The organism is Thermoanaerobacter uzonensis DSM 18761 (assembly GCF_900129115.1).
Taxonomy (GTDB): domain Bacteria; phylum Bacillota; class Thermoanaerobacteria; order Thermoanaerobacterales; family Thermoanaerobacteraceae; genus Thermoanaerobacter; species Thermoanaerobacter uzonensis.
In genome coordinates, this window is record NZ_FQUR01000006.1 from 45,641 (window position 1) to 69,041 (window position 23,401).

Consider the following 23,401-nt stretch of genomic DNA (forward strand, 5'->3'; position numbering starts at 1 on the left):
ACATGTGCATTGCAGTTCCATCAAAAGTGTTAAAAATTGAAGGAAAAGTTGCAGAAACAGAATTAGGCGGTGTAATAAGAAGAGTATCGATAGAGATGGTGCCAGAGGTTAAAGTGGGAGATTATGTAATGGTTCATGCAGGGCTTGCTATAAGCATTGTGGATAAAGAAGAAGCAGAAATGGAAAGGGAGCTTTGGGAAGAACTTATGGAGGTTTTAAATGATGCAGCAGACAGAAATGATTGAAAAGGCAAAAAGAGCAATTGAAGCTTTAAATCCGGGTGGTCCTTTTAATATCATGGAGGTATGTGGTTCCCATACAATGGCTATCTCAAAATTTGGATTAAGACAGCTTTTGCCTAAAAATATAAGGCTTATATCAGGCCCAGGATGTCCTGTGTGCGTGACAGCGCAGAACGAAATAGATAGTGTAGTAGAACTTGCTAATAGAAATGTTGTAATTGCTACTTTCGGGGACCTTATAAGGGTGCCAGGTAGCAAGTCATCATTGCAGTTAGAGAGAGCAGCAGGCAAAGAGGTAAAAGTGTTTTATTCACCTCTTGATGCTTTAAAATACGCTGAGGGAAATCCGAGCAAAGAGGTAGTTTTTATAGGAATAGGATTTGAAACAACTGTTCCGACTGTTGCTGTTACTATAAAGGAGGCGAAGAAGAAAAATATAAAAAATTACAGTGTATACTGCCTTCATAAGACAATGCCTGAAGCTTTAAGAGCACTTCTTGAAGGAGGTTCAAACGTACAAGGTTTTTTACTTCCAGGACATGTGAGTGCAATAACTGGAAGCAAGATATATGAGTTTATTCCTAAAGAATTTGGAGTTGGTGGTGTAATTTCTGGCTTTGAAGCAATGGATATTTTGATGAGTATTATAATGCTTCTCAAAAATTATAAAAATCCCGCTATTGAAATTCAGTATAAAAGAGTGGTAAGAAAAGAAGGAAATCTTGAAGCACAAAAGATAATTGATGAAATTTTTGAACCTTGTGATAGTACTTGGAGAGGTCTTGGAACGATCAAAGGTTCAGGACTTAGGATAAAAGACAAGTATAAAGACTTTGATGCGGCGGTAAAATTTGATATAAAACCAATTGGAGAAGAAATCGAGATAAAAGGTTGCCGATGTGGAGATGTTTTAAAGGGAAGTATTTATCCTAATGAGTGTCCTCTGTTTGGAAGAGCATGTACACCTGAAAATCCTGTGGGGCCTTGCATGGTCTCTTCAGAAGGTTCTTGCGCAGCTTTTTATAAGTACGGGGCTTAAGAAAGGATGAGAAGTATGGATAAAGTTTTGCTGTCCCATGGTGGCGGCGGAACCATGATGGAAAATTTAATTGAAGAAATTTTTTCAAAGGCTTTTGATAATGAATATATAAAAGGGATGGAAGATGCGGCATTGCTTTTTGGGAACATCACTCTTACCACTGACAGTTTCACAGTAAAGCCTATCTTTTTCCCTGGAGGAGACATAGGAAAACTCGCAGTGTGCGGGACAGTAAATGATGCGTCTATGAGAGGAGCTAAACCTCTATATTTAACCTCAGCCTTTATAATTGAGGAAGGTTATCCAATAGAAGATTTGAAGAGAATAGTAAAATCTATGGCTGAAACAGCGGAAGAAGCAGGTGTGAAAATAGTCGCGGGGGATACTAAAGTTGTAGAAAAAGGCGGAGTCGACGGCGTATTTATAAACACTTCTGGGATAGGCGTTGTGTATGAAAATGTAGATGTATCAATTAAAAATGCAAAACCTGGAGATGTAGTGTTAATTTCTGGAACAATAGGAGACCATGGAATGGCTATTATGAGTGCGAGAGAAGAGTTGCAATTTGACCCACCAATTTTGTCAGACGTATCACCTCTTAACAAGATGATAGAAAAACTTATGACTTTGGAGAAAGCTGTTAAGGTATTGCGGGACCCTACAAGGGGTGGAGTGGCAGAAGTACTTTATGAGATATCAAAAATGAGCGGTGTTGGTATTAAAATATACGAAGATAAGTTGCCTGTAAAAGAGAGTGTAAAATCTGCTTGTGATTTGATGGGATTTGACTTTTTGCACTTAGCAAATGAAGGTAAGTTAATTGCAGTTGTTGACAGGAAATACGCGGAAGAAGCCTTAGAAATCATGAAATCAGATAAATATGGAAAAGATGCTGCTATAATAGGTGAAGTGAATGATTCAAAACTTGTTACAATCAATACAGTTTATGGCACTTCGAGAATTATAGATAGACCCATAGGGGAACTGCTTCCTAGGATATGCTAAACTGCTTGTAGGAGAGGAGATATAAGGTGTATTGAGGCAGAGCCTTTTTAGAGATGGCGAATATTACGACGAGTATATAATGAGCATGTTAAAAAGGAATTTTACGAGAAATATGGAAGGAGATAGACAGGAATTTAAAGTAAGTGGGGAAACTAATTCATAAAATTTTTAATAAATTTTTGATTTAAAAAGAGGAATATTTGTTTTTTTGTAGAATATTAATTATTGTGTGTTAAAAAAAGATTTTTAGGTACAAAAGGTGGCATAAAATGAGTAAAATTTTAGTTTTAGACGATAATAAAGGAATTTGTAGTTTAATAGAAGAAATTTTTACAATGGATGGACATGAAGTAAGAACTTACAGTGATATTAGCTATTTTGACAAAGAGATAGAAAAATTTAGACCTGATGTAGGATTATTTGATTTACACATGGCAAAAGATATGATAAAAATTATTAAAAAAGTTAAGAATATTCATCCAAATATGAGAGGTATTATAATGTCAGCAGATGAGCCACAAGAGCCTTTTGTGGAGTTTCCTTTTATCTCTAAACCTTTTGACATAATAACACTAAAAAATTTAGTTTATGATAGTCTAAAGCAAGAAATGTTTGTATAAGGTACGGTTGTACCTTTTTATATTTTTCTTGAGCTAGCTTTAAACAAATGCTATAATGAAAAAGTAAAGTTACATAATATTAGGTAGTATTTTAAAAATCAGTTATAATAAAGGAGCTGTTGGCAATGTTAGTGACAGGTATAGAGATATTAGAAAAGGCCCATAAAGAAGGATATGCAGTTGGAGCTTTTAACACCAGTAATTTAGAAATTACCCAAGCCATTGTGGAAGCGGCAGAAGAAACTAAATCACCAGTCATAATACAAGTCAGTGAGGGAGGATTGAAATACGCTGGTATTGAGACGATTTCTGCGATCGTCAGGACAATGGCTGAAAAGGCGTCAGTTCCAATTGCTCTTCATCTTGACCATGGTACAGATTTCAATACAGTCATGAAATGCTTGAGAAATGGTTGGACTTCTGTAATGATGGATGCCTCTAAATTGCCCCTCGAAGAAAATATAAAAGTGACGAAAACTGTAGTGCAAATTGCTCACGGAATGGGGGTTTCTGTTGAAGCTGAAATCGGGAAAATTGGTGGTACAGAGGATAATATCACAGTAGATGAAAGAGAAGCGGCCATGACAGACCCACAAGAAGCTTTAAAATTTGCAAAAGAAACAGGAGTAGATTATTTAGCTATAGCTATCGGGACAGCTCATGGACCTTACAAAGGAGAACCTAAGCTTGACTTTGATAGACTTAAAAAGATAAAAGAAATGCTCAATATTCCTTTAGTTTTACATGGAGCTTCAGGAGTCCCTGAAGAGGCTATAAAAAAAGCAGTGAGTCTGGGCATAAATAAGATAAATATAGATACGGATATAAGACAGGCATTTGCACGAAGACTAAGAGATTTATTAGAAAAAGATAGTGAAGTATACGACCCAAGAAAAATTTTAGGTCCTTGTAGAGATGCGATGAAAGAAGTAATTAAACAAAAGATGATTTTATTTGGAGCAGCAGGAAAAGCATAATTTAAAGCGGGGTTTACCCGCTTTTTATACTTTATGTTTATGTATAAATTTCCTACAAATTGTTAATTATAAATTTTGGGACTGAAAATAACTACTTGACATTCCAAAAAAATATAAATAAAATAGAATAAGATTATACGTATTCATTTCTTCAGCATTTTCTTTTTGTGTTTTTAATAAGTATCCTTTGCGCGAAGTGTGTTGTGCAGAAATTCTCATTTTTATCTTCAGATAAGTTCCCTCTTATACTTTTTAAAAATGAGGTAATGAGGACTTAGTTTGTTAAAATTCTACTTTTGGGAGGTGTACATTTGCATTTTGATATTGGTACTTTGGAAAATTTAAGTTTGATGGAACTGAGGGAAATTGCAAAAGAGTTAGGTATTAAAAGTATTACGAGATACAGAAAACAAGAGTTGAGAGAAAAAATTTTGGAAAAAGCTAGTCAGCTAAATGGAGAAAATTTAATTCAAGAGGATAACAAAAAAGAAGAAGGTTTAAATGAAGGGCAAACAGAAGGATTACAAGAAAGTGCGATAGATAAAAGTACAGATGATACTTCAAATACTAATTCTGACATATCGAAAAATGGTTATGCAAAGTCTATTGCTACTGAAAATAGCGCAAATGGCTTACAAGCTCAATCAACTTCTTCAAAAGCGAACTTGCCAATTGCTAAAGAACTTTCTGATCCGTTGAAAGAACTTATACAGACACAAGGAGATGTAGTGGCAGAAGGCATTCTTGATATTTTGCCAGATGGTTACGGATTTTTAAGAGTAGAAAATTTTGTTCAAGGGCCCAAAGATATATATATTTCTCAATCGCAAATAAGACGCTTTGGCTTAAAAGTTGGCGACAAAGTAAGGGGTATTACAAGGATTCCTAGAGAAGGGGAAAAATATTCTGCAATTCTGTATGTGGAATCTATAAATGGTGAAGATCCTGAAAATGCTAAAAAAAGAATTCCCTTTGATGAATTAACTCCTATTTTTCCCAATGAAAAATTGAAGTTAGAGACTTCACCTACGGAATTTTCTATGAGATTGGTAGATATCATTGCTCCTATAGGTAAAGGGCAAAGGGGCATGATTGTTGCACCGCCAAAAGCAGGAAAAACCACTTTACTTAAGCAAATTGCCAATAGCATTTCACAAAACCATCCAGAAGTTATTCTCATTGTGCTTTTAATTGATGAACGACCTGAAGAAGTAACTGACATGAAACGTTCTATAAGAGGAGAAGTAGTATATTCTACTTTTGATGAACTACCAGAACACCATACTAAAGTGGCTGAAATGGTATTAGAGTACGCTAAAAGACTTGTGGAGTATAAAAAGGATGTGGTGATTCTTTTAGATAGTATTACAAGGTTGGCAAGAGCTTATAACCTTATTACACCTCCTTCAGGAAGAACTCTTTCTGGTGGCATTGACCCTTCTGCATTACATCCTCCGAAAAGATTTTTTGGAGCAGCTAGGAATATAGAAGAGGGTGGAAGTTTAACTATCCTTGCTACTGCTTTGATTGAAACGGGAAGCCGTATGGATGAAGTTATATTTGAAGAATTTAAGGGAACGGGCAATATGGAACTTCATCTTGATAGAAAATTACAAGAAAGAAGGATATTCCCTGCTATTGATATATACAAATCGGGTACAAGAAAAGAAGAATTGCTGCTTACAAAAGAAGAATTGGAGGCCATGTGGATATTAAGGAAAGCTATGTCAAATTTACCGCCTGCAGAGGTTACAGAGATGTTAATTGAAAAATTAATACGAACTAAATCTAATGCGGAGTTTATAAATATGATAAGGGCACAATTATATAAATCTTGATATTGTGTATAACTTGTGTTATAATTTCTCCGTATGAGTTTTGGTTGAAAGAGGTGAAAGCTGTGAAACCGAATATACATCCTACCTATTATCATGATGCGGTTGTAAGGTGTGCATGTGGAAATACTTTTATAACAGGTTCTACAAAGAAAGAAATTAGAGTAGAAATATGCTCCAAATGCCATCCTTTCTTTACAGGCCAGCAGAAGATTGTAGATACAGGTGGAAGAGTCGAGAGATTTAGAAAGAGATTTAATTTAGAAGAAAAATAATTTGGGGGTTAGAGTGGTGAAGACTCTAACCTTTTGTTTTTAATTTGTCATTAAGAAAGGTGGTTTTCCATGATATACGGTTCTTTGGATCATGGCTTTATAGAGGTTATAGTTGGTCCTATGTTTAGCGGTAAAAGTGAAGAACTAATAAGAAGGATTAAAAGGGCACAGATTGCCAAACAAAAAGTACAAGTCTTTAAACCGGCTATTGACGATAGATATTCTATTGACAAAGTGGTATCTCACAATGGCACTAATATAAATGCTATTAGTATAGTAAAGGCTTCTGAAATAATTGAGCTTTTAGAAGAAGACACAGAGGTTATCGCAATTGATGAAATTCAGTTTTTTGACCATTCGATTGTGGATGTTGTAAGAGAAATTGCAGATCTAGGCAAAAGAGTCATTTGTGCTGGCTTAGATATGGACTTTAGGGGAGAACCTTTTGGCCCTACTCCTGATATAATGGCAATTGCGGAGTCTGTAGATAAACTGACGGCTATATGTGTGAAATGTGGCAATCCTGCTACTCGCACTCAAAGGCTTATCAATGGGAAACCTGCAAAATACGATGACCCAATCATTTTAGTAGGGGCCCAAGAAACCTATGAAGCAAGGTGCCGAAAATGCCATGAAGTTCCTCGTACATAGAAAAGAGGTGTAAAGATGAAGAAAACCGATATAGGTGGTCAAGCAGTAATTGAAGGAGTTATGATGAGAGGACACAATAGTGTAGCGACAGCTGTGCGTAAAGGAGATGAAATAATTATAAAGAAAGAGTATGTAAAACCCTTGACTAAAAGGAATAAATTTTTTTCATTGCCTTTTATAAGAGGTACTTTTGCTCTTTTTGATTCTCTTATCATAGGTATAAAAAGCCTTACTTATTCTGCAGAACTTTTTGAAGAAGAAGACGAAGAAAATATTTCAAAATTTGATTCATTTTTACAAAAAATTTTTGGAGATAAGTTAGATGATGTTTTGATGTATTTTTCTGTCGCAATATCTTTAATTTTATCGATTATCATATTTTTTATTGGGCCGACATATGTAGCCGATTATATCAAATTATTTACAAAAAATACTGTAGTTATAAATTTTGTCGAAGGATTGTTAAGAGTTGCTATTTTTATTTTGTATCTTGTATTAATATCACAGATGAAAGATATAAGAAGAATATTCGAATATCATGGGGCAGAGCATAAAGCTATTCATTGCCTTGAGCATGAAGAGGATTTGACAGTGGAAAATGCTCGCAAATATACTACTTTACATCCTCGATGTGGGACAAATTTCCTCTTCATAGTCATGATTGTCTCTATAATAGTTTTTTCTTTTTTAAAATGGCCTACTCTTTATATAAGGATACTTAGTAGAATTCTTTTGCTTCCCGTAGTTGCTGGTATATCTTATGAAATAATAAAATTAGCAGGGCGAAGTGACAATAAAATAATAACGATTTTTGTATATCCTGGTTTGCTATTACAAAAGCTTACCACAAAGGAACCTGATGACAGTCAATTAGAAGTTGCTATTGCATCACTAAAAAGTGTTTTGGAAGACGAGGGAGGACAGGAGTTTGAAAGTATATGAGGTTATAAATTTGGGAGCAAAAGAACTTCAAGGCATTGGCGAAAATCCTAAACTTGAAGCGGAACTGCTCCTTGCTTACTGTTTAGGGGTAGATAGGATAAATCTAATAATTAAAAGAGAAGATGAAGTGGAGGAAGGGGAATTAGCAAAGTTTTTAGGACTTTTAAATATGAGAAAATCTCACATTCCTTATCAGTACCTTGTAAAAAAGCAGCATTTTATGGGACTAGAGTTTTTTGTAGATGAGAACGTGTTAATTCCTAGGCCAGAGACAGAGATTCTTGTAGAAGAAGTGTTAAAAAGGGTGGAAAGAGGAAATGTAATTTTGGATATAGGTACTGGTAGCGGTGCTATAGCTGTAAGCATATCTAAATATTTTGCAGATTGTACTGTGTACGCAGTTGACATCAGCAAAAAAGCTATTGAAGTTGCAAAGTACAATGCTGAAAAGCAAGGAGTTTTAGATAGGATATTCTTTATAGAAAGTGACCTCTTTCGTAATCTTCCGCCAAATTTAAAGTTTGACTTTATTGTGTCAAACCCTCCCTACATTAAAAGAAATGAAATTGAGCTACTGCAGGAAGAAGTGAAAAAAGAGCCTATTGTCGCGTTAGATGGAGGAGAAGACGGACTTTTCTTCTACAGAAAAATTATAAAAGAAGCTCCTTTTTATATGAAATCAGGCGGGAAAATTGGATTTGAAATAGGATATGGCCAAAAAGGAGAAATAACTAATTTTTTAGAAAAAGGTGGATTTAAGGATATAGAAATAATTAAAGATTTGGCGGGTATTGACAGAGTGATAATAGCGAAGTATAAGTTATAGTTTTCACAACAGATAATATGTGGTATAATCAATCTTTGAGGTGAGATAATGATTGATAAATTGCAAGCAATAGAAGATAGATACGTAGAATTAAGCCAAAAAATAAGTGACCCTAATATTATTTCAAATGTAAATGAATGGAGAAAGTATGTAAAAGAGCATGCGGCTATTGAAGATATTGTGCTAAAATACAGAGAATACAAAAAAGTTTTGGAAGATATAGAGGCTACAAAAGAGTTGTTGTCTTCAAATGATGAAGAGCTTAAAGAGATGGCAGAGGAAGAACTTTCTCAATTAGAAGAAAAAAAAGAAAAATTATTAGAGGAGATAAAAATTCTTTTAATACCAAAAGACCCAAATGATGAGAAAAACGTCATAATGGAGATTAGGGCAGGAGCAGGAGGAGAAGAGGCAGCTCTTTTTGCCCATGACCTTTTTAGAATGTATTCCATGTATGCAGAGAAAAAAGGTTGGAAAGTAGAAATAATGAGCTCCAATGAAACAGATATAGGAGGATTTAAAGAAGTAATTTTAAATATTTCTGGGAAAGGAGCTTACAGCAGGTTAAAATACGAAAGTGGCGTTCATAGGGTTCAAAGGGTTCCAACCACTGAAGCTGGAGGAAGAATACACACTTCTACCGCTACGGTGGCAGTTTTGCCTGAAGTCGAGGAAGTTGATATAGAGATAAATCCAAATGATATAAAGATAGATGTATTTAGGTCAGGGGGTCATGGAGGACAGAGTGTAAATACGACTGATTCCGCAGTCAGAGTTACCCATATTCCAACAGGAATTGTCGTAACTTGCCAAGATGAAAGGTCACAGATTCAAAATAGAGAAAGAGCTCTTAAAATTTTGCGAGCAAAGCTTTATGAAATGGCTCTAGAAGAACAACAAAGAGAAATTGCTGAGACACGGAAATCCCAAGTAGGTACTGGGGAAAGAAGCGAGAGGATAAGAACTTACAATTTTCCACAAGGTAGAGTCACTGACCACAGAATAGGTTTAACTTTATATAGATTACAGGAAGTTCTTAATGGGGACTTGGATGAAATTATAGAGGCTTTAATTTTAAATGACCAGGCGGAAAAACTCAAGAATATGAATCTAAATTAAAGGAACAGGGAAACCTGTTCCAGTTTGTTGACAAAGTAAAAAATATTCAAAAGGAGATATTTTGTATCGTCGCTCCGATGTTCCAAAGCGACAAAACTAAAACTCGACCTTCAGGTTCCGGCAGGGTACCCTGTCAGGTGGCCTCCATGCCTTAAGGTGCCCGCCTCCGCCTTCCTTGGCTTCAGCCCTGCCTCCACCCTCGGTCTTGTTAAGTTTTGTTGCCGCTTTGTCACAAGTCACTCCTTATACAAAATATCTCCTTTGCGAAAGTTTGTCTACAGTCTGGAACAGGGAAACCTGTTCTTTTTTATTCCTTAAAGGGATATGAAGTGTGTATTATCAAAAAATATAGGTATAATTAAAATTTTTGTGCTTGACTAAATAATCGTTATAAATTATAATTATAAAAAAACACTTTATTAAGTTAAACTAAGAAATAGCAGTATGTGACAAAATACATACAATTTAATATTGCCCCCCAGCTGTCCTCTATAGAGGACGCTTTATTCGCTCGATGGTCCTCCTACCTTCGAGCGAATTTTTTTGTGCTAAGCATAACTTCAATAATGATTTAATACATTTGAAGTAGATTTAAAAATTAAGGGGATGTTTTTATGTATGTCTTCAATGCGATGATAATAGGCTCTTTGGTCGGAATAATCGGTACGGGAATGGGAGGAGCTGCGACTTATTTTTTAAAAAAACCTTCTAATAGATTTTTTAGTGGAATTATGGGCACTGCTGCAGGTTTAATGCTTTCTATTGTTGTTTTTGACCTTTTGCCTCACGCTTTTGATATAGCAGGTCTTACATTGGGGACAGTTGGGATATTAATAGGAGCTCTTTTGATTTCTTTTTTTGACATGATGATAGAAAATATGGATATTACTGGAGGATTCATAAAAGAAGGTGTATTATTAGGAATTGCAATTGCTTTACATAATTTTCCTGAAGGACTTGCGGTGGGCTCTGGCTTTATGGTATCTCAGTCATTAGGTATTAACATCGCGTTGGTTATTGCTTTGCACGATTTTCCTGAGGGTTTAGCAATGGCAACGCCATTTTCTGCAGGCGGCATACCTCCTTACAAAAATGTAATATACACCGTATTAGCTGGGATTCCTACAGGAATAGGGGCTTTAATTGGAGTTTTGACGGGTGGTATATCCCCTTATTTTATTGGATTAAATTTGGGTATAGCAGGAGGAGCAATGCTTTATGTAACCTGTGGCGATGTAATTCCTGAGGCCAGAAATATTTACAAAGGGAAAATTTCTATTTTGGGGATGATATTAGGTTTTATAGGTGGTATAATAATAACAAAGTATTTGTAAGTTTTGTTTATGCAAGGAGTGCCTTAAATGACAAAAATAGTACGCATTAATAAAAATAATCCAGAAATTGATCTTATTGATTTTGCAGCAAAAGTGATAAAAGGAGGAGGACTTGTAGCTTTTCCTACAGAGACAGTTTATGGAATTGGAGCTAATTCTTTTAATGAAGAGGCTGTAAAAAAGATATTCATAGCAAAGGGAAGGCCTCAAGATAACCCTCTTATTGTTCATATCGCAGAACTAGAGCAGATTTATGACCTTGTGGAAGAAGTACCTCAAAAGGCTAAAACTCTTATGAAGAGATTTTGGCCAGGCCCTTTAACACTTATTTTTAAAAAATCAGAAAAAGTACCCTATGTTAATACGGCTGGCATGGATACTGTAGCTATAAGGATGCCTTCAAATCCGATTGCTCATCTTTTAATCAAAAGGGCAGAAGTACCTATATCTGCTCCCAGCGCTAATGTTTCAGGTAAGCCTAGTCCTACTGATGCTTCTCACGTTATTGAAGATTTGTATGGAAAAGTAGATGTAATAATAGATGGAGGAAAATGTGATGTTGGCGTAGAATCTACTGTTTTGGATTTGACAGAAAAGGTGCCGGTCATTTTAAGACCGGGAGCAGTTACTTTGGAGATGCTTAAAGAAGTGATAGGAAATGTTGAAATGGATCCTTCACTTTTAAAAAAGCCAAAGGAAGATTTAAAGCCTAAGTCTCCTGGCATGAAGTACAAGCATTATTCTCCTAACGCGGAGGTTTATATAGTAAAAGGAGACCTTGAGAAAGTTGTAAAAAAAATTCAAGAATTGACAGAAGAACAATTGAAATATGGTAAAAAAGTTGGTATAATGGCAACGGTACAAACTTCGACACAATATGAAAAAGGAGAAATTATTGTCGTAGGGGATAGAAATAGACCAGAGACGATAGCGAAGAATCTTTTTGCAGTCTTACGACAATTTGACAAAAAGGGAGTAGATGTCATTTTTGCTGAAAATTTTGAATATGACAATATTGGACTTGCTATTATGAACAGATTGGAAAAAGCTGCCGGTTATAAAGAAATAAGTGCTGAAGGAGAATTGCCATGAAAGTATTATTTGTGTGCACTGGGAATACTTGTAGAAGCCCTATGGCAGAGGGACTTTTTAATGACAAAGCGAAAGCCTTAAATAAGGACTTTGAAGCAAAATCTGCAGGAGTTTTTGCGTCGGAAGGTTTTCCTGCCTCACAAGAAGCGATAGAAGTATTAAGACAAGATTACAGTATAGATATTTCAAACCATAGGTCAAAAAATTTAAGACGTCAAGATTTAGAAGAAGCGGATTTAATTTTAACTATGTCAAATTCTCATAAACAGAGTATACTTTTTAAGTACCCAGAATATTCCAATAAAGTTTTTACTATAAGAGAATTTGTAGGGCTAGAGGGAGAGGTTGAGGACCCTTATGGTATGCCGATAGAAGTGTATAGACAAACGGCTCGCGAATTAGACAATTTAATTTCAAAGATTATAACCAAAATTTCAGAAGAAAGGATGGTAAAAACGATGATTGCATTAGGAGCTGACCATGGTGGCTACGAACTTAAAGAAGCTATAAAAAAATATTTAGATGAAAGAGGAATAGCCTATAAAGATTTTGGAACTTTTAGTACTGAATCTGTTGATTATCCAGATTATGCCCTCAAAGTAGCGGAGGCTGTTGCATCTCATGAGTGCAGTGAGGGAATTTTAGTCTGTGGGACAGGCATTGGTATGTCGATAGCAGCAAATAAAGTACCAGGAATTAGAGCTGCTCATGCAGAAGATGTTTTTTCAGCAAAAGCCGCTAAGGAACACAACAATGCTAATATTTTGTGCTTGGGAGGACGCATTACAGGACCAGGACTTGCTGTGATGATGGTGGAAGAATGGTTAAATGCAACTTTCCAAGGAGGACGTCATCAGAAAAGGATTGATAAAATAGCGGAAATTGAGAAAAAGTATAGCAAATGATTTAATTTTTAATAGGAAAGAAATTTTTAAACTTACAGGAGGTAGAAAATGTATAAAAATGTATTTGTCATTGACCATCCGCTTATTCAGCATAAAATAAGCCTAATACGTGATGAAAATACAGGTTCTAAAGAATTTAGAGAATTAGTAGAAGAAATTGCTATGCTTATGGCATATGAGGTAACAAGAGATTTGCCTCTTGAAGAGATAGAGGTAAAAACTCCAGTGGCAGTGGCAAAGACAAAAGTGATTGCAGGGAAAAAATTAGGAATAATCCCTATATTAAGGGCAGGACTTGGCATGGTGGATGGAATGTTAAAACTCATTCCAGCTGCTAAAGTAGGACATATAGGAATTTACAGGAACCCTGAAACTTTAAAACCTGTAGAATATTACTGTAAACTGCCTTCCGACATAGCAGAAAGAGACCTCATTGTGGTAGATCCAATGCTTGCAACAGGAGGTTCTGCTTGTGCTGCTATACATTATCTCAAAGAAAGAGGCGCACAAAATATAAAATTGGTGAATTTAATAGCTGCTCCAGAAGGGATTGAGGCAGTTCACAGAGACCATCCAGAGGTTCCAATTTACGTAGCCAGCATAGACCAAGGTTTAAATGAACATGGTTATATCGTACCGGGTTTGGGAGATGCAGGAGATAGACTTTTCGGCACAAAGTGATAGCGAGGGATGTGCAAATGAGACCCTCATGGGATGAATATTTTATGCAAATTGTAGATGTTGTAAAAACTCGCTCTACTTGTCTTAGAAGACAAGTAGGGGCTATTTTGGTGGTGGACAAACACATAATTTCAACAGGATATAATGGTCCTCCTACAGGGCTTGCCCATTGTGAAGAGACAGGCTGTTTGAGGGAGCAATTAGGAATACCGTCGGGAGAAAGGCCAGAACTTTGCAGAGGAGTACATGCAGAGCAAAATGCGATTATACAAGCAGCGTTACATGGGGTAAGTACTAAAGGAGCTACTCTCTATGTGAGTGCTAGTCCTTGCGTCATATGCGCTAAAATGCTAATCAATGCAGGAATCAAGCGGATTGTATATGAAGAGGAGTATCCCGATGAATTAGCTTTTAAACTTTTAAAGGAAGCGAATGTTGACTTAGTAAAAATTGAGAGATAAAATACTATTGATATAAATCAAAAGAATATATAGTGAACTCCAAAGGAGTGTTAAAAAATGAAGGTATACCTTCTATCTTTTATGGTAGCTTTTATAGTGTCACTTATTGCTACTCCAATAGCGAAAAAATTGGCTTTTGCGATTGGAGCTATTGATATACCTAATGATGAAAGACGCATACATACAAAACCTGTTCCTAGATTAGGCGGATTGGCTATATTTTTTGGCACTATAATGAGCATGTTGCTATTTTTGTCTAAAACCCATGAAACCATTGGTATAGTGGCAGGGGCAACCATAATTGTAGTATTGGGATTGTTTGACGATAAGTACAGTCTCAGTGCAAAAGTTAAACTTTTAGGACAATTGGGAGCAGCCGTAGTGCTAATAATAAGTGGAGTGAGAATAGATTGGCTATCTAATCCTTTTGGAGATGGAATGATATATCTAAAAAGCTGGGTGGCTATTCCTCTTACGCTCTTTTGGGTAGTAGGTATTACGAATACTATGAATCTCATCGACGGTCTTGATGGACTGGCAGCAGGGATAGCAGTCATATCATCAGGTTCTCTATTTATAGTTTCGCTTTTAAATGGCAGATTTGCAACTGCTGTTATTTCAATCGCTATTGCGGGTGCTGCTTTAGGCTTTTTGCCTTACAATTTTAATCCTGCAAAAATTTTTATGGGAGATACAGGGTCTATGTTTTTAGGATTTGTGCTGGCGGCTATATCAATACAGGGAGCGGTAAAATCAGCAGCGGCAATTGCTATAGCGGTGCCAATCCTTGCGTTAGGTGTTCCTATATTTGATACCACGTTTGCGATTGTAAGAAGACTAAAAAACGGTAAGCCAATTATGGAGGCAGATAAAGGACATTTGCACCACAGGCTTTTAGAAAAAGGCCTTACACAAAGACAGGTCGTGCTTATAATGTACGGCGTAAGTTTATTGCTGGGAATAAGTGCCATATTAATATCTTCCAGTAATGAAACAAAAGGTTTAATTATTTTTCTAATATCAATTTTGTTTGTAATGTGGGGTGCAGATAGACTTGGACTTTTAGAAAGACAAAAAAAAGGTACACAGGTCCGTTGACCATATATTAAGGAGTGTAAAATTATGGCATTAAAAATCGTATCTGTTTTTGGGACAAGACCCGAAGCTATTAAAATGGCACCTCTTATTAAAGCTTTGGAAAGAGAAAAGGATTTTGAATCAAAAGTTTGTGTTACAGCCCAGCACCGAGAAATGCTCGATCAGGTGCTGAGGCTTTTTAATATTACTCCCAATTATGATTTAAACATCATGAAAGAAAAACAAACATTATCTGAAATTACTAATTCTGCTCTTATAGGGCTTGAAAGAGTCTTTAATAGCGAAAAACCGGACCTTGTACTTGTACACGGCGATACTACAACAACCTTTGTTGCTGCATTAGCAGCTTTTTATCACAAAATTAAGGTGGGACATGTAGAAGCAGGGCTGAGGTCTTTTAACAAATGGTTTCCATATCCCGAAGAGATAAACAGAAAACTTACTGGGGTTTTGACAGACTTACACTTTGCTCCTACAACTACAGCAAAATCTAATCTTTTAAAAGAAGGAGTAAGTGAAGAAAGTATTTTTGTTACCGGTAATACTGTCATAGATGCAATGGTATATACTGTAAATAGAGATTATATTTTTAGGGATGAACGGCTCAACCAAATTGATTACAATAATAAAAAAGTCATTGTTGTTACAGCCCATAGAAGGGAAAATTGGGGTAAACCCCTTGAAAATATATGCAATGCTCTCAAAAGAATTGCTCAAAATTACAAGGATGTTTATATAGTATATCCTGTGCATAAAAATCCTGTAGTGAGAGAGATTGTATTTAGCACGTTAGGGAGACTTAGCAATGTGCTTCTTTTGGACCCACTTGATACAGATGAAATGCACAATCTCATGGCAAAATGCTATATGGTAATGACTGATTCGGGGGGCTTACAGGAAGAAGTACCTTCTCTGGGCAAACCTGTGCTTGTTTTGAGAGATGTTACAGAAAGACCGGAGGCTGTTGAAGCAGGGACAGTAAAAGTAATTGGAACAGAACAGGAAGTTGTATATAATGAAGGAGCATTGCTTCTTGAAAATAGGGAAGAATATGATAAAATGGCTAATGCGGTAAATCCCTATGGTGATGGTAAAGCCTCTTTGAGAATAATTCAGGCGATAAAATATGCGTTCAAGTTGAGTGACACAAAGCCAGAGGAATATAAAAGCGGGGAGTAAACCCCACTTTCAGATTGTAGACAAACTTTCGAAAATAGGATATTTTGCATAAGGAACGACTTGTGACAAAGCGGCAACAAAACTTAACAAGACCGAGGGTGGAGGCAGGGCCGAAGCCATGGATGGCGGAGGCGGGCACTAAGACAAGGATGTCGAATGTGCCCGGTACCCTGCCGGAACCCGAAGGTTGAGTTTAGTTTTGTCGCTTTGGAACTTCGGAGTGACGATGCAAAATATCCTATTTAAAAAATTTTTGACTTTGTCAACAAACTGAAAGCGGGGAGTAAACCCCGCTTTTATGGATTTATTTTATTTATTAGCTTCTGCTTTGGTTTGACTTTTAGCGATTAGGTACCACAGATAACCAATTACTATTGCTCCGATGAATCCACCTATTACGTTGTAATCAGCGACTATCCAACCCCATTTGCCAAGATAAGCGCCGCCAAGCCATGCTCCTATTAGATGTGCAACTAGTGCTGCCCAGTATGTTCCGTAGATTTTATTTAGCTTTTCGCCGTAAGATTCTCCTGCTTTGGAATTGAACAAAGGATGAAATACAAGACTAGATATAAGTCCTACTACAATAAGTGTTACCCAGAACATATACTACACCTCCTTTTTGAAAGATTTTTCCTTCCACTTATAATTTTACTTTATAAAAATTATAAAACAAATTTGATTTTTGACCTTATTTGACTAAAAAAGTTCACCAGGAAAATTTATCTACACATATCTGACCTTTTCTGACTTATTCTCTTTTTATCTAATTATTTCTAATAGATGTCCGTTTTTCCTATTATGTCAATAATGAAATTTTTTAGATTGATGAATAAATCTTATTATTTCCGTTAATAATTAAAAATAGAAGGGCGGTAAAAATCGGCGGATCCATTCTCCCCCTTGTGGATTTGCTGATATTTTACCGCCTTTTCTCTTTAAGAAAGTATATATGGAGGTATGAGGTATGGTTAAGAGGATAATTTTAGGAATAATAATTTTTACAGTTTTATTTTCATTGAGTGTCCAAAGGCAGGCTTTTCTTTCTTTTGATGATAATATAGAACTTGTAAAGATGACTTTCTTAAATACGGGTGCAAAATATGAATATGCAAATATAAACGCATGGGCAAAGATTAACAATGATTTTACACCTTTTTACAAAATAAATGAATATGTCGAAATAGCCATAAAAAACATGAATATCAATAGGCAAAAAACCAAAATATCTCGCATTGAAGAAAACAATTTTAGACAAGTGGAAGTGGAATATACGGAAAACACTAGACATATAAACATAGCAGTTCAAAGTTTAAAAAATGGTTCAAAGAGCGAAACTTATATGTTAATAGACGAATATCTTATTAACGGTTATGACAATGCTTTAAAAGAGAAGGCACTTATAAATAATTCTTTTAAAACATTAAAGCTAAAACCTAAGGTAACAGTATGTTTTGTCGGAACTTTTAAAGGTAAGTTGAATAAAGAAAAAAATAGTAGTATAGTTAAATTGGTACTTGACAAATTACATGCACAAAAAGTAGAAGGAATGGAAGATGAAAACATAATAAGTGTTTCTGCTTATTCGAGCAAATTAAAAGAATATATTAAATTAGGAAGTGAAAAAATAAATTTAAACGTAGCAATAAGATATAGTTCTTTTGATGATAAGACTTATTTGTGGGTTGCAACACCTATTATAGCTATAGAATATTAAAAGAGGGTGATAAAAACGAAGTTTATTGTTGAAAAAAGTCCCCCCCTTAAAGGAAGTGTAAAAATAAGTGGAGCTAAAAATTCTGTATTACCTATAATTGCCGCTTCTTTATTATCATCAGGAGAAATAGTGCTAGATGACATACCTACTTTAGAAGATGTTAATGTCATGATAGAGTTAATTAAGCATTTTGGTGCTATATGTGACTTTGAGAATGAGAAATTAAAAGTAAAAGTAGATATTAAAGATATAGAGGCCCCCTATGATTTGGTCAAAAAAATGAGAGCATCGTTTTTGGTGATGGGACCTATACTTGCTAGGCTTGGGCATGCTAAAATTTCTATGCCAGGTGGGTGTGCTATTGGTTCTCGCCCAATAGATTTGCATTTGAAAGGATTTCAAACTTTGGGAGCAGATATTACTATAGGACATGGTTATGTAGAAGCACGAGCTAAAAAATTGACAGGCAAAAAAATTTATTTAGATTTTCCAAGTGTTGGAGCTACAGAAAACATCATGATGGCGGCAGTTTTTGCAGAAGGAGTTACTATAATAGAAAATGCTGCAGAAGAGCCAGAAATTGTTGACCTTGCCAATTTTCTCAACAAGATGGGAGCGAATATTAAGGGTGCTGGTACAGATACAATAAGAATTGAAGGAGTGAAAGAGCTAAAAGGGGCTGAGCATACTGTCATACCAGATAGAATTGAAGCGGGTACCTTTATGGTAGCAGCTGCAATGACTGGAGGAAATGTTCTTATAGAAAATGTCATAGTGGATCACGTCAGGTCTATAATTGCGAAATTAACAGAATGCGGAATTAAGATAACAGAAGAACCTAAAGGACTGCGAGTCAAAGGGATCAAAAATTACAAAGCAGTAGACATAAAAACTCTTCCTTATCCAGGCTTTCCTACAGATATGCAAGCTCAAATGATGGCTATGATGACAGTGGCAAAAGGGACAAGCGTTATAATAGAAACAGTTTTTGAAAATAGATTTATGCATGTGGATGAGCTAAAGCGTATGGGGGCAAATATAAAGATAGAAGGAAGAAGTGCTGTTGTTACAGGAGTAGATCATTTGACAGGTGCAGAAGTTAAAGCAACGGATTTAAGAGCGGGAGCAGCCTTAGTATTGGCTGGACTTATTGCAGAAGGTAAAACTGAAATAAATGATATTTATCATATTGACAGAGGTTACGTAAAAATGGAAGAAAAGTTAAAAAATCTTGGAGCAATAATATATAGGAAATAGAGGCGCCATATTAACGCTTCAGTTTGTTGACAAAGTTAAAAAAATATTCAAAGGAGATATTTTGCATCGTCGCTCCGATGTTCCAAGGCGACAAAACTAAAGCTCGACCTTCGGGCTCCGGCAGGGTACCGGGCACAATCGGCCTCATTGCCTTAAGGTGCCCGCCTCCGCCATCCATGGCTTCGGCCCTGCCTACACCCTCGGTCTTGCTAAGTTTTGTTAGCGCTTTGTAACAAGTCGCTTCTTATGCAAAATATCTCCTTTACGAAAGTTTGTCTACAGTCTGAGACGTCATATTGGCGTCTTTTTTGTATACAAAAAATTTTTAAGAAATAGAAGGATTTTTTTATATTTTGAAGAATAATATAGTGTAGTATAAATTGTGTATAATTTTTAAATGTAAATGTTTAATTAGACACAAATAAAGGGGGGATGACATAAAAGGATAAAATTTGTTAAATTTTATTTAAAATCATTGTGAATAGGAGGGTTAAAATGGCGAAAGCACAAGGTTCAGAAAAGAGAAAATTGTCTCATGATGCTTACGGCGGAGTGCATGGTAGTGAATATATTCCTTTTATACCGGCAGATAAAGCACTTCCAGAACTTACAGCTGTAGCAGTTATAGTTGGTAGCTTATTTGCTATACTTTTTGCTGCTGCAAATGCTTACTTAGGTTTAAAAGCTGGTATGACAATTAGTGCTGCTATCCCGGCTGCAGTATTAGCAACGGCTTTACTAAAAGGTATTTTTAAGCGAGATAGCATATTAGAGTCAAACTTGGTGATGGCTATTGCTGCAACAGGTGAAAGCCTGGCAGGCGGCATCATATTTACTCTCCCTGCTATTATTTTGTGGGGATTCAAGGACCAATTTACTTTAATTAGAATTGTTTTTGTTGTTTTAATAGGTGGACTTTTAGGCGCTTTATTTGTAATTCCTTTAAGAAGATATTTGACAGTTGAAGAACATGGCAAACTTATCTACCCTGAAGGTATGGCTGCTGCTGAAGTACTTGTGACCAGCAATCAGGGTGGAACAGGCTTTATGACAGTTTTATCAGGCATGTTAGTAGGTGGAATTTATAAGCTTTTATCTGGTGGATTTGGGATGTGGTCGGAAGATCCTTCTTGGGTTATAAAGAGGTTTGAAAGTACGGAAGTAGGTGTAAATGTCCTTGCTTCTTTAATGGGTGTTGGCTTTATTGTTGGTTTGGATGTGGCACTTTACATGTTGGCTGGTAGTGTTCTTGCTTGGCTAGGGTTAATACCTCTTATAAAATTCTTTGGTACAGGACTTACTACCCCAGTATACCCTGCTGCGGACCTTATTAAAGATATGTCTGCAGGTGCAATATGGAGTAAATATGTTCGATATATAGGTGCAGGTGGTGTTTTAGCAGGAGGATTTATAAGTTTAATAAAAGCACTTCCTACTATTATAAAAGCTTTTAGAGAATCAATAGTAGGAATAGGAATGAAAGGTAAAGAGGTTAAAAGGACAGATATTGATGTTTCCTTAACATGGGTAATATTTGGAGCAGCCTTTGTATTTTTTGTAGCATGGTTAATACCTTCTCTTGGTGTTACTGCATTAGGAAGTTTGTTAGCAATATTGTTTGCCTTCTTCTTTGCAGTTGTATCAGCAAGAATTACAGGACTGGTGGGAGTTTCTAACAATCCTGTATCTGGTATGACAATAGCTACATTACTCATTGTAACATCTGTTTTGAAGCTTGTTGGGGTTGTCGGAAACGAAGGGATGGTAATAGCTATTACCATTGGGGGCATAGTATGTGTTGCTTCTGCTATAGCTGGAGCAAATGCACAATCTCTGAAGACTACTTTTATTATAGGTGGAACTCCCAAATATGTTGAAATATTTACCTATGTTGGTATAATAGCTGCATCAGTATTTGCTGGATTAGTTTTAATACTTTTAAATAATGCTTACGGCTTTGGTTCTAAAGATATTCCAGCACCTCAAGCTACTATTATGTCAATGGTTGTAAAAGGCATTATGACAGGTGACCTACCGTGGACCTTTATAATAGCGGGTGTTTTTATGGGGATTATGGCGGAGATGATGCACGTTCCCGTACTTCCATTTGCACTGGGACTTTATTTGCCTTTTGAATTAAGTGCCGCTATTGCAGTTGGTGGTATAATAAGATGGATAGTTGATCAACGTTACAGGAAAGATGAAAAATTACAAAAAGAAAAAGTGGAAAAAGGTATTCTCATTGCCTCAGGGCTTGTTGCTGGAGATGCCTTAATGGGACTTATTATTGCTGCTTTTGTGGCTTTAAAGATAAATATAGGTTTTGCTTCTGATTGGATTACAAATACCTCATCCTTTGCACCATGGTTTTCATTAATAATGTTCTTATTAGTTGGACTGTTCTTATATTTATACACTTGTAAGAATGATAAAGAAGAGGCTTAAAAAATCAACACTCCCATCTAAAGTTGGGAGTTTTGATTGTAAAGGGTGGAAGAGATGAAAAGCAAAAGTAAAAAGAGCGACAATTTCTTGCTTTATGTACCTCATCGTAGTGATAAGGTAGAATGGAAAAATAGAAAAGGAAAAGTTGTGCTTATATTTCATCATAACAAATTGATTGAAAAAGCAGTGAGGCTTTTTGTTAAAAGGCCAGAGACCACTACTTTAGAGTTAGATGAAATAGGAAGTGCTGTATGGAATTTAATAGATGGTGAGAGGAATGTTTATGAAATAGGGCAAAAACTAAAAGAAAAATTTGGAGATAAAGCTGAGCCTCTTTATGAAAGGTTGATAATGTTTGTAAGATATCTTAACAGAAGAGGGTGGATATATTTTTCAAAGAGTGGACATTCTAAATAAAAAGAGCATGTTGTTTACTTAAAAATTTTTATGATTTCTATTTTTTGTTGAAGGATTTTTAGTATTTTTGTAGAATTAATATATTGAAAAGGTTTTGGCAAAAGATTGATAAAGGGGAGATAGAATATGAAAATTGGTGTTCCCAAAGAGGTAAAAACTGCAGAAGCTCGTGTGGCTATTACTCCTGCGGGAGTAGAGGCATTTGTCAAAAATGGTCATGAAGTATACATTGAAAAAGATGCAGGAATAGGAAGTGGCATAACAGATGATGAATATGTAAAAGCTGGCGCTAAAATACTTTCTACTGCAAAAGAAGTATTTGATGTAGCAGATATGATAATGAAAGTAAAAGAACCACAGCCAAGCGAATATGACTATTTCAAAGAAGGACAGCTTCTTTTTACTTATCTTCATTTAGCACCTGATAAACAACAAACAGAAGCCTTGTTAAAGAAAAAAGTAGTAGGAATTGCTTATGAAACAGTACAATTAGATAATGGAGCTCTTCCTCTTTTGACTCCAATGAGCGAAGTAGCTGGAAGGATGTCGGTGACAATAGGAGCTTATCTTCTCACCAACATAAATGAAGGAAGAGGAATTGTAATGGGAGGAGTCCCAGGAGTAGAGCCAGCAGAAGTAGTAATAATAGGTGGAGGAACAGTAGGTACAAATGCAGCAAAGGTAGCTATGGGGATGGGAGCAAGAGTTACAATATTGGATGTAAATCCAGCAAGACTTGCTTATCTTGATGACATATTTGGCGGACGAGTTACAACTTTGATGTCAAATAGTTTTAATATTGCTCAGAGTGTAAAAAAAGCTGACTTGTTGATAGGAGCAGTTTTGATACCTGGAGCAAAGGCACCAAAGCTTGTGACAGAGGAAATGGTAAAGACGATGAAGAAAGGGGCAGTAATAGTTGATGTTGCAATAGACCAAGGTGGTTGTATAGAGACCTGTGATAGAACAACTTCCCACAAAGATCCATATTTTATAAAACATGAAGTGGTACATTATTCCGTGCCAAACATTCCAGGGGCAGTGCCAAGGACTTCTACTTTTGCCTTAACTAATGTAACTTTGCCCTATGCCTTGGAGATAGCAAATAAAGGATATAAGAAAGCTTTACTTGAGAATAAAGCGCTGCTGAAAGGACTCAATGTCTACAAAGGAATGGTAACCTATAAACCTGTTGCAGAAGCGCAAGGTTTAGAGTATGTTGATCCTGTTGAAGCTTTAGATAAAGAGTAAAATTTTCTGAATGAAAATATCTACCTCTCACAA

At 35.9% G+C, this 23,401-nt stretch carries 26 protein-coding genes and 1 pseudogene; 25 read left to right on the forward strand and 2 right to left on the reverse strand.

What is annotated here, in order from left to right; genetic code table 11:
• Window positions 1–2: 2 nt before the first annotated feature.
• The 20 genes and pseudogenes from BUB32_RS00300 (at window position 3) to wecB (ending at window position 16,281) form a co-directional block, all read left to right on the forward strand.
• On the forward strand, window positions 3–245 hold the full coding sequence (locus tag BUB32_RS00300; RefSeq protein ID WP_003868946.1) for a HypC/HybG/HupF family hydrogenase formation chaperone: 243 nt from the start codon (window positions 3–5) through the stop codon (window positions 243–245).
• The gene (gene hypD, locus BUB32_RS00305; RefSeq protein WP_072966401.1) at window positions 220–1,281 is read left to right on the forward strand and encodes a hydrogenase formation protein HypD; all 1,062 of its coding nucleotides are present in this window, start codon (window positions 220–222) and stop codon (window positions 1,279–1,281) included. Before BUB32_RS00300 ends, hypD begins: the two co-directional genes overlap by 26 nt.
• 15 nt (window positions 1,282–1,296) lie before the next feature.
• Window positions 1,297–2,286: a hydrogenase expression/formation protein HypE gene (gene hypE / locus BUB32_RS00310; protein ID WP_072966403.1), complete on the forward strand. Its 990-nt coding sequence runs from the start codon at window positions 1,297–1,299 to the stop codon at window positions 2,284–2,286.
• Window positions 2,287–2,317: 31 nt separating this feature from the next.
• Window positions 2,318–2,449 (forward strand): hypothetical protein, encoded by a 132-nt coding sequence (locus tag BUB32_RS13205; RefSeq protein ID WP_268807528.1) that lies wholly within the window; start codon window positions 2,318–2,320, stop codon window positions 2,447–2,449.
• A 106-nt stretch (window positions 2,450–2,555) separates the two neighbouring features.
• Window positions 2,556–2,906, forward strand: a complete 351-nt coding sequence (locus BUB32_RS00315; RefSeq protein WP_072966405.1) for a response regulator — start codon at window positions 2,556–2,558, stop codon at window positions 2,904–2,906.
• A gap of 125 nt (window positions 2,907–3,031) precedes the next feature.
• The gene (locus tag BUB32_RS00320) at window positions 3,032–3,883 is read left to right on the forward strand and encodes a class II fructose-1,6-bisphosphate aldolase (protein ID WP_072966407.1); all 852 of its coding nucleotides are present in this window, start codon (window positions 3,032–3,034) and stop codon (window positions 3,881–3,883) included.
• 311 nt (window positions 3,884–4,194) lie between these two features.
• On the forward strand, window positions 4,195–5,721 hold the full coding sequence (gene rho, locus BUB32_RS00325; RefSeq protein ID WP_072966408.1) for a transcription termination factor Rho: 1,527 nt from the start codon (window positions 4,195–4,197) through the stop codon (window positions 5,719–5,721).
• Window positions 5,722–5,783: 62 nt separating this feature from the next.
• Window positions 5,784–5,993: a 50S ribosomal protein L31 gene (rpmE, locus tag BUB32_RS00330; RefSeq protein ID WP_003867319.1), complete on the forward strand. Its 210-nt coding sequence runs from the start codon at window positions 5,784–5,786 to the stop codon at window positions 5,991–5,993.
• A gap of 69 nt (window positions 5,994–6,062) precedes the next feature.
• Window positions 6,063–6,644 carry a thymidine kinase gene (locus BUB32_RS00335; protein WP_072966411.1) on the forward strand — a complete coding sequence of 194 codons (582 nt, stop codon included), beginning with the start codon at window positions 6,063–6,065 and terminating at the stop codon, window positions 6,642–6,644.
• A 15-nt stretch (window positions 6,645–6,659) separates the two neighbouring features.
• Entirely contained in the window at window positions 6,660–7,586 is a 927-nt protein-coding gene (locus BUB32_RS00340; RefSeq protein WP_072966412.1) for a DUF1385 domain-containing protein, read from the forward strand.
• Window positions 7,573–8,412, forward strand: a complete 840-nt coding sequence (gene prmC / locus BUB32_RS00345; RefSeq protein ID WP_072966415.1) for a peptide chain release factor N(5)-glutamine methyltransferase — start codon at window positions 7,573–7,575, stop codon at window positions 8,410–8,412. Before BUB32_RS00340 ends, prmC begins: the two co-directional genes overlap by 14 nt.
• Before the next feature lie 48 nt (window positions 8,413–8,460).
• Entirely contained in the window at window positions 8,461–9,531 is a 1,071-nt protein-coding gene (gene prfA, locus BUB32_RS00350) for a peptide chain release factor 1 (protein ID WP_072966417.1), read from the forward strand.
• A 614-nt stretch (window positions 9,532–10,145) separates the two neighbouring features.
• Window positions 10,146–10,865: a ZIP family metal transporter gene (locus tag BUB32_RS00355; protein WP_072966420.1), complete on the forward strand. Its 720-nt coding sequence runs from the start codon at window positions 10,146–10,148 to the stop codon at window positions 10,863–10,865.
• A gap of 27 nt (window positions 10,866–10,892) precedes the next feature.
• The gene (locus BUB32_RS00360) at window positions 10,893–11,957 is read left to right on the forward strand and encodes an L-threonylcarbamoyladenylate synthase (RefSeq protein ID WP_072966422.1); all 1,065 of its coding nucleotides are present in this window, start codon (window positions 10,893–10,895) and stop codon (window positions 11,955–11,957) included.
• A pseudogene (locus BUB32_RS13010) lies at window positions 11,954–12,358 on the forward strand (low molecular weight protein arginine phosphatase); the annotation flags it as partial. The gene BUB32_RS00360 and the pseudogene BUB32_RS13010, both read left to right, overlap by 4 nt.
• A 57-nt stretch (window positions 12,359–12,415) precedes the next feature.
• Window positions 12,416–12,862 carry a ribose 5-phosphate isomerase B gene (gene rpiB / locus BUB32_RS13015; RefSeq protein WP_234949202.1) on the forward strand — a complete coding sequence of 149 codons (447 nt, stop codon included), beginning with the start codon at window positions 12,416–12,418 and terminating at the stop codon, window positions 12,860–12,862.
• Window positions 12,863–12,910: 48 nt separating this feature from the next.
• The gene (gene upp, locus BUB32_RS00370) at window positions 12,911–13,543 is read left to right on the forward strand and encodes a uracil phosphoribosyltransferase (protein ID WP_072966426.1); all 633 of its coding nucleotides are present in this window, start codon (window positions 12,911–12,913) and stop codon (window positions 13,541–13,543) included.
• Between the two features lie 17 nt (window positions 13,544–13,560).
• Window positions 13,561–14,004, forward strand: coding sequence for a deoxycytidylate deaminase (locus tag BUB32_RS00375; RefSeq protein WP_072966886.1), 444 nt, complete (start codon window positions 13,561–13,563; stop codon window positions 14,002–14,004).
• 57 nt (window positions 14,005–14,061) lie between these two features.
• The gene (locus BUB32_RS00380; protein ID WP_072966428.1) at window positions 14,062–15,102 is read left to right on the forward strand and encodes a glycosyltransferase family 4 protein; all 1,041 of its coding nucleotides are present in this window, start codon (window positions 14,062–14,064) and stop codon (window positions 15,100–15,102) included.
• Between the two features lie 24 nt (window positions 15,103–15,126).
• Window positions 15,127–16,281, forward strand: a complete 1,155-nt coding sequence (gene wecB / locus BUB32_RS00385) for a non-hydrolyzing UDP-N-acetylglucosamine 2-epimerase (protein ID WP_072966431.1) — start codon at window positions 15,127–15,129, stop codon at window positions 16,279–16,281.
• A 309-nt stretch (window positions 16,282–16,590) separates the two neighbouring features.
• On the opposite strand, the gene BUB32_RS00390 is transcribed toward wecB, so the two are convergent.
• Window positions 16,591–16,887, reverse strand: coding sequence for a hypothetical protein (locus tag BUB32_RS00390; RefSeq protein ID WP_003868964.1), 297 nt, complete (start codon window positions 16,885–16,887; stop codon window positions 16,591–16,593).
• A gap of 361 nt (window positions 16,888–17,248) precedes the next feature.
• Between BUB32_RS00390 and BUB32_RS00395 the strand changes: the two genes are divergently transcribed.
• Together BUB32_RS00395 and murA are read left to right on the forward strand one after the other, a co-directional pair.
• The gene (locus tag BUB32_RS00395) at window positions 17,249–17,998 is read left to right on the forward strand and encodes a YwmB family TATA-box binding protein (protein ID WP_072966433.1); all 750 of its coding nucleotides are present in this window, start codon (window positions 17,249–17,251) and stop codon (window positions 17,996–17,998) included.
• A 6-nt stretch (window positions 17,999–18,004) separates the two neighbouring features.
• Entirely contained in the window at window positions 18,005–19,255 is a 1,251-nt protein-coding gene (murA, locus tag BUB32_RS00400) for a UDP-N-acetylglucosamine 1-carboxyvinyltransferase (RefSeq protein ID WP_019907193.1), read from the forward strand.
• A gap of 10 nt (window positions 19,256–19,265) precedes the next feature.
• Here the strand turns inward: murA and BUB32_RS12875 are convergent, their stop codons facing one another.
• On the reverse strand, window positions 19,266–19,433 hold the full coding sequence (locus tag BUB32_RS12875; RefSeq protein ID WP_200773827.1) for a hypothetical protein: 168 nt from the start codon (window positions 19,431–19,433) through the stop codon (window positions 19,266–19,268).
• Between the two features lie 317 nt (window positions 19,434–19,750).
• On the opposite strand from BUB32_RS12875, the gene BUB32_RS00405 reads away from it, so the two are divergent.
• The 3 genes from BUB32_RS00405 (at window position 19,751) to ald (ending at window position 23,368) form a co-directional block, all read left to right on the forward strand.
• Window positions 19,751–21,700, forward strand: a complete 1,950-nt coding sequence (locus BUB32_RS00405) for an OPT family oligopeptide transporter (protein WP_072966436.1) — start codon at window positions 19,751–19,753, stop codon at window positions 21,698–21,700.
• 54 nt (window positions 21,701–21,754) lie between these two features.
• Window positions 21,755–22,117, forward strand: coding sequence for a PqqD family protein (locus BUB32_RS00410; RefSeq protein ID WP_072966439.1), 363 nt, complete (start codon window positions 21,755–21,757; stop codon window positions 22,115–22,117).
• A 126-nt stretch (window positions 22,118–22,243) separates the two neighbouring features.
• On the forward strand, window positions 22,244–23,368 hold the full coding sequence (gene ald, locus BUB32_RS00415; RefSeq protein ID WP_072966441.1) for an alanine dehydrogenase: 1,125 nt from the start codon (window positions 22,244–22,246) through the stop codon (window positions 23,366–23,368).
• Window positions 23,369–23,401: the final 33 nt, after the last annotated feature.

What these genes read in the sequence shown, in the direction of transcription:
- prfA (WP_072966417.1), top strand. Translation starts at nt 8,461, where the DNA reads ATGATTGATAAATTGCAAGCAATAGAAGATAGATACGTAGAATTAAGC.
- wecB (WP_072966431.1), top strand. Translation starts at nt 15,127, where the DNA reads ATGGCATTAAAAATCGTATCTGTTTTTGGGACAAGACCCGAAGCTATT.
- BUB32_RS00355 (WP_072966420.1), top strand. Translation starts at nt 10,146, where the DNA reads ATGTATGTCTTCAATGCGATGATAATAGGCTCTTTGGTCGGAATAATC.
- BUB32_RS00395 (WP_072966433.1), top strand. Translation starts at nt 17,249, where the DNA reads ATGGTTAAGAGGATAATTTTAGGAATAATAATTTTTACAGTTTTATTT.
- upp (WP_072966426.1), top strand. Translation starts at nt 12,911, where the DNA reads ATGTATAAAAATGTATTTGTCATTGACCATCCGCTTATTCAGCATAAA.
- BUB32_RS00380 (WP_072966428.1), top strand. Translation starts at nt 14,062, where the DNA reads ATGAAGGTATACCTTCTATCTTTTATGGTAGCTTTTATAGTGTCACTT.
- BUB32_RS00340 (WP_072966412.1), top strand. Translation starts at nt 6,660, where the DNA reads ATGAAGAAAACCGATATAGGTGGTCAAGCAGTAATTGAAGGAGTTATG.
- BUB32_RS00315 (WP_072966405.1), top strand. Translation starts at nt 2,556, where the DNA reads ATGAGTAAAATTTTAGTTTTAGACGATAATAAAGGAATTTGTAGTTTA.
- hypE (WP_072966403.1), top strand. Translation starts at nt 1,297, where the DNA reads ATGGATAAAGTTTTGCTGTCCCATGGTGGCGGCGGAACCATGATGGAA.
- hypD (WP_072966401.1), top strand. Translation starts at nt 220, where the DNA reads ATGATGCAGCAGACAGAAATGATTGAAAAGGCAAAAAGAGCAATTGAA.
- ald (WP_072966441.1), top strand. Translation starts at nt 22,244, where the DNA reads ATGAAAATTGGTGTTCCCAAAGAGGTAAAAACTGCAGAAGCTCGTGTG.
- BUB32_RS00405 (WP_072966436.1), top strand. Translation starts at nt 19,751, where the DNA reads ATGGCGAAAGCACAAGGTTCAGAAAAGAGAAAATTGTCTCATGATGCT.
- BUB32_RS00410 (WP_072966439.1), top strand. Translation starts at nt 21,755, where the DNA reads ATGAAAAGCAAAAGTAAAAAGAGCGACAATTTCTTGCTTTATGTACCT.
- BUB32_RS00300 (WP_003868946.1), top strand. Translation starts at nt 3, where the DNA reads ATGTGCATTGCAGTTCCATCAAAAGTGTTAAAAATTGAAGGAAAAGTT.
- rpiB (WP_234949202.1), top strand. Translation starts at nt 12,416, where the DNA reads ATGATTGCATTAGGAGCTGACCATGGTGGCTACGAACTTAAAGAAGCT.
- BUB32_RS00335 (WP_072966411.1), top strand. Translation starts at nt 6,063, where the DNA reads ATGATATACGGTTCTTTGGATCATGGCTTTATAGAGGTTATAGTTGGT.
- BUB32_RS00375 (WP_072966886.1), top strand. Translation starts at nt 13,561, where the DNA reads ATGAGACCCTCATGGGATGAATATTTTATGCAAATTGTAGATGTTGTA.
- BUB32_RS00390 (WP_003868964.1), bottom strand. Translation starts at nt 16,887, where the DNA reads ATGTTCTGGGTAACACTTATTGTAGTAGGACTTATATCTAGTCTTGTA.
- BUB32_RS12875 (WP_200773827.1), bottom strand. Translation starts at nt 19,433, where the DNA reads ATGGATGGCGGAGGCGGGCACCTTAAGGCAATGAGGCCGATTGTGCCC.
- BUB32_RS00360 (WP_072966422.1), top strand. Translation starts at nt 10,893, where the DNA reads ATGACAAAAATAGTACGCATTAATAAAAATAATCCAGAAATTGATCTT.
- BUB32_RS00320 (WP_072966407.1), top strand. Translation starts at nt 3,032, where the DNA reads ATGTTAGTGACAGGTATAGAGATATTAGAAAAGGCCCATAAAGAAGGA.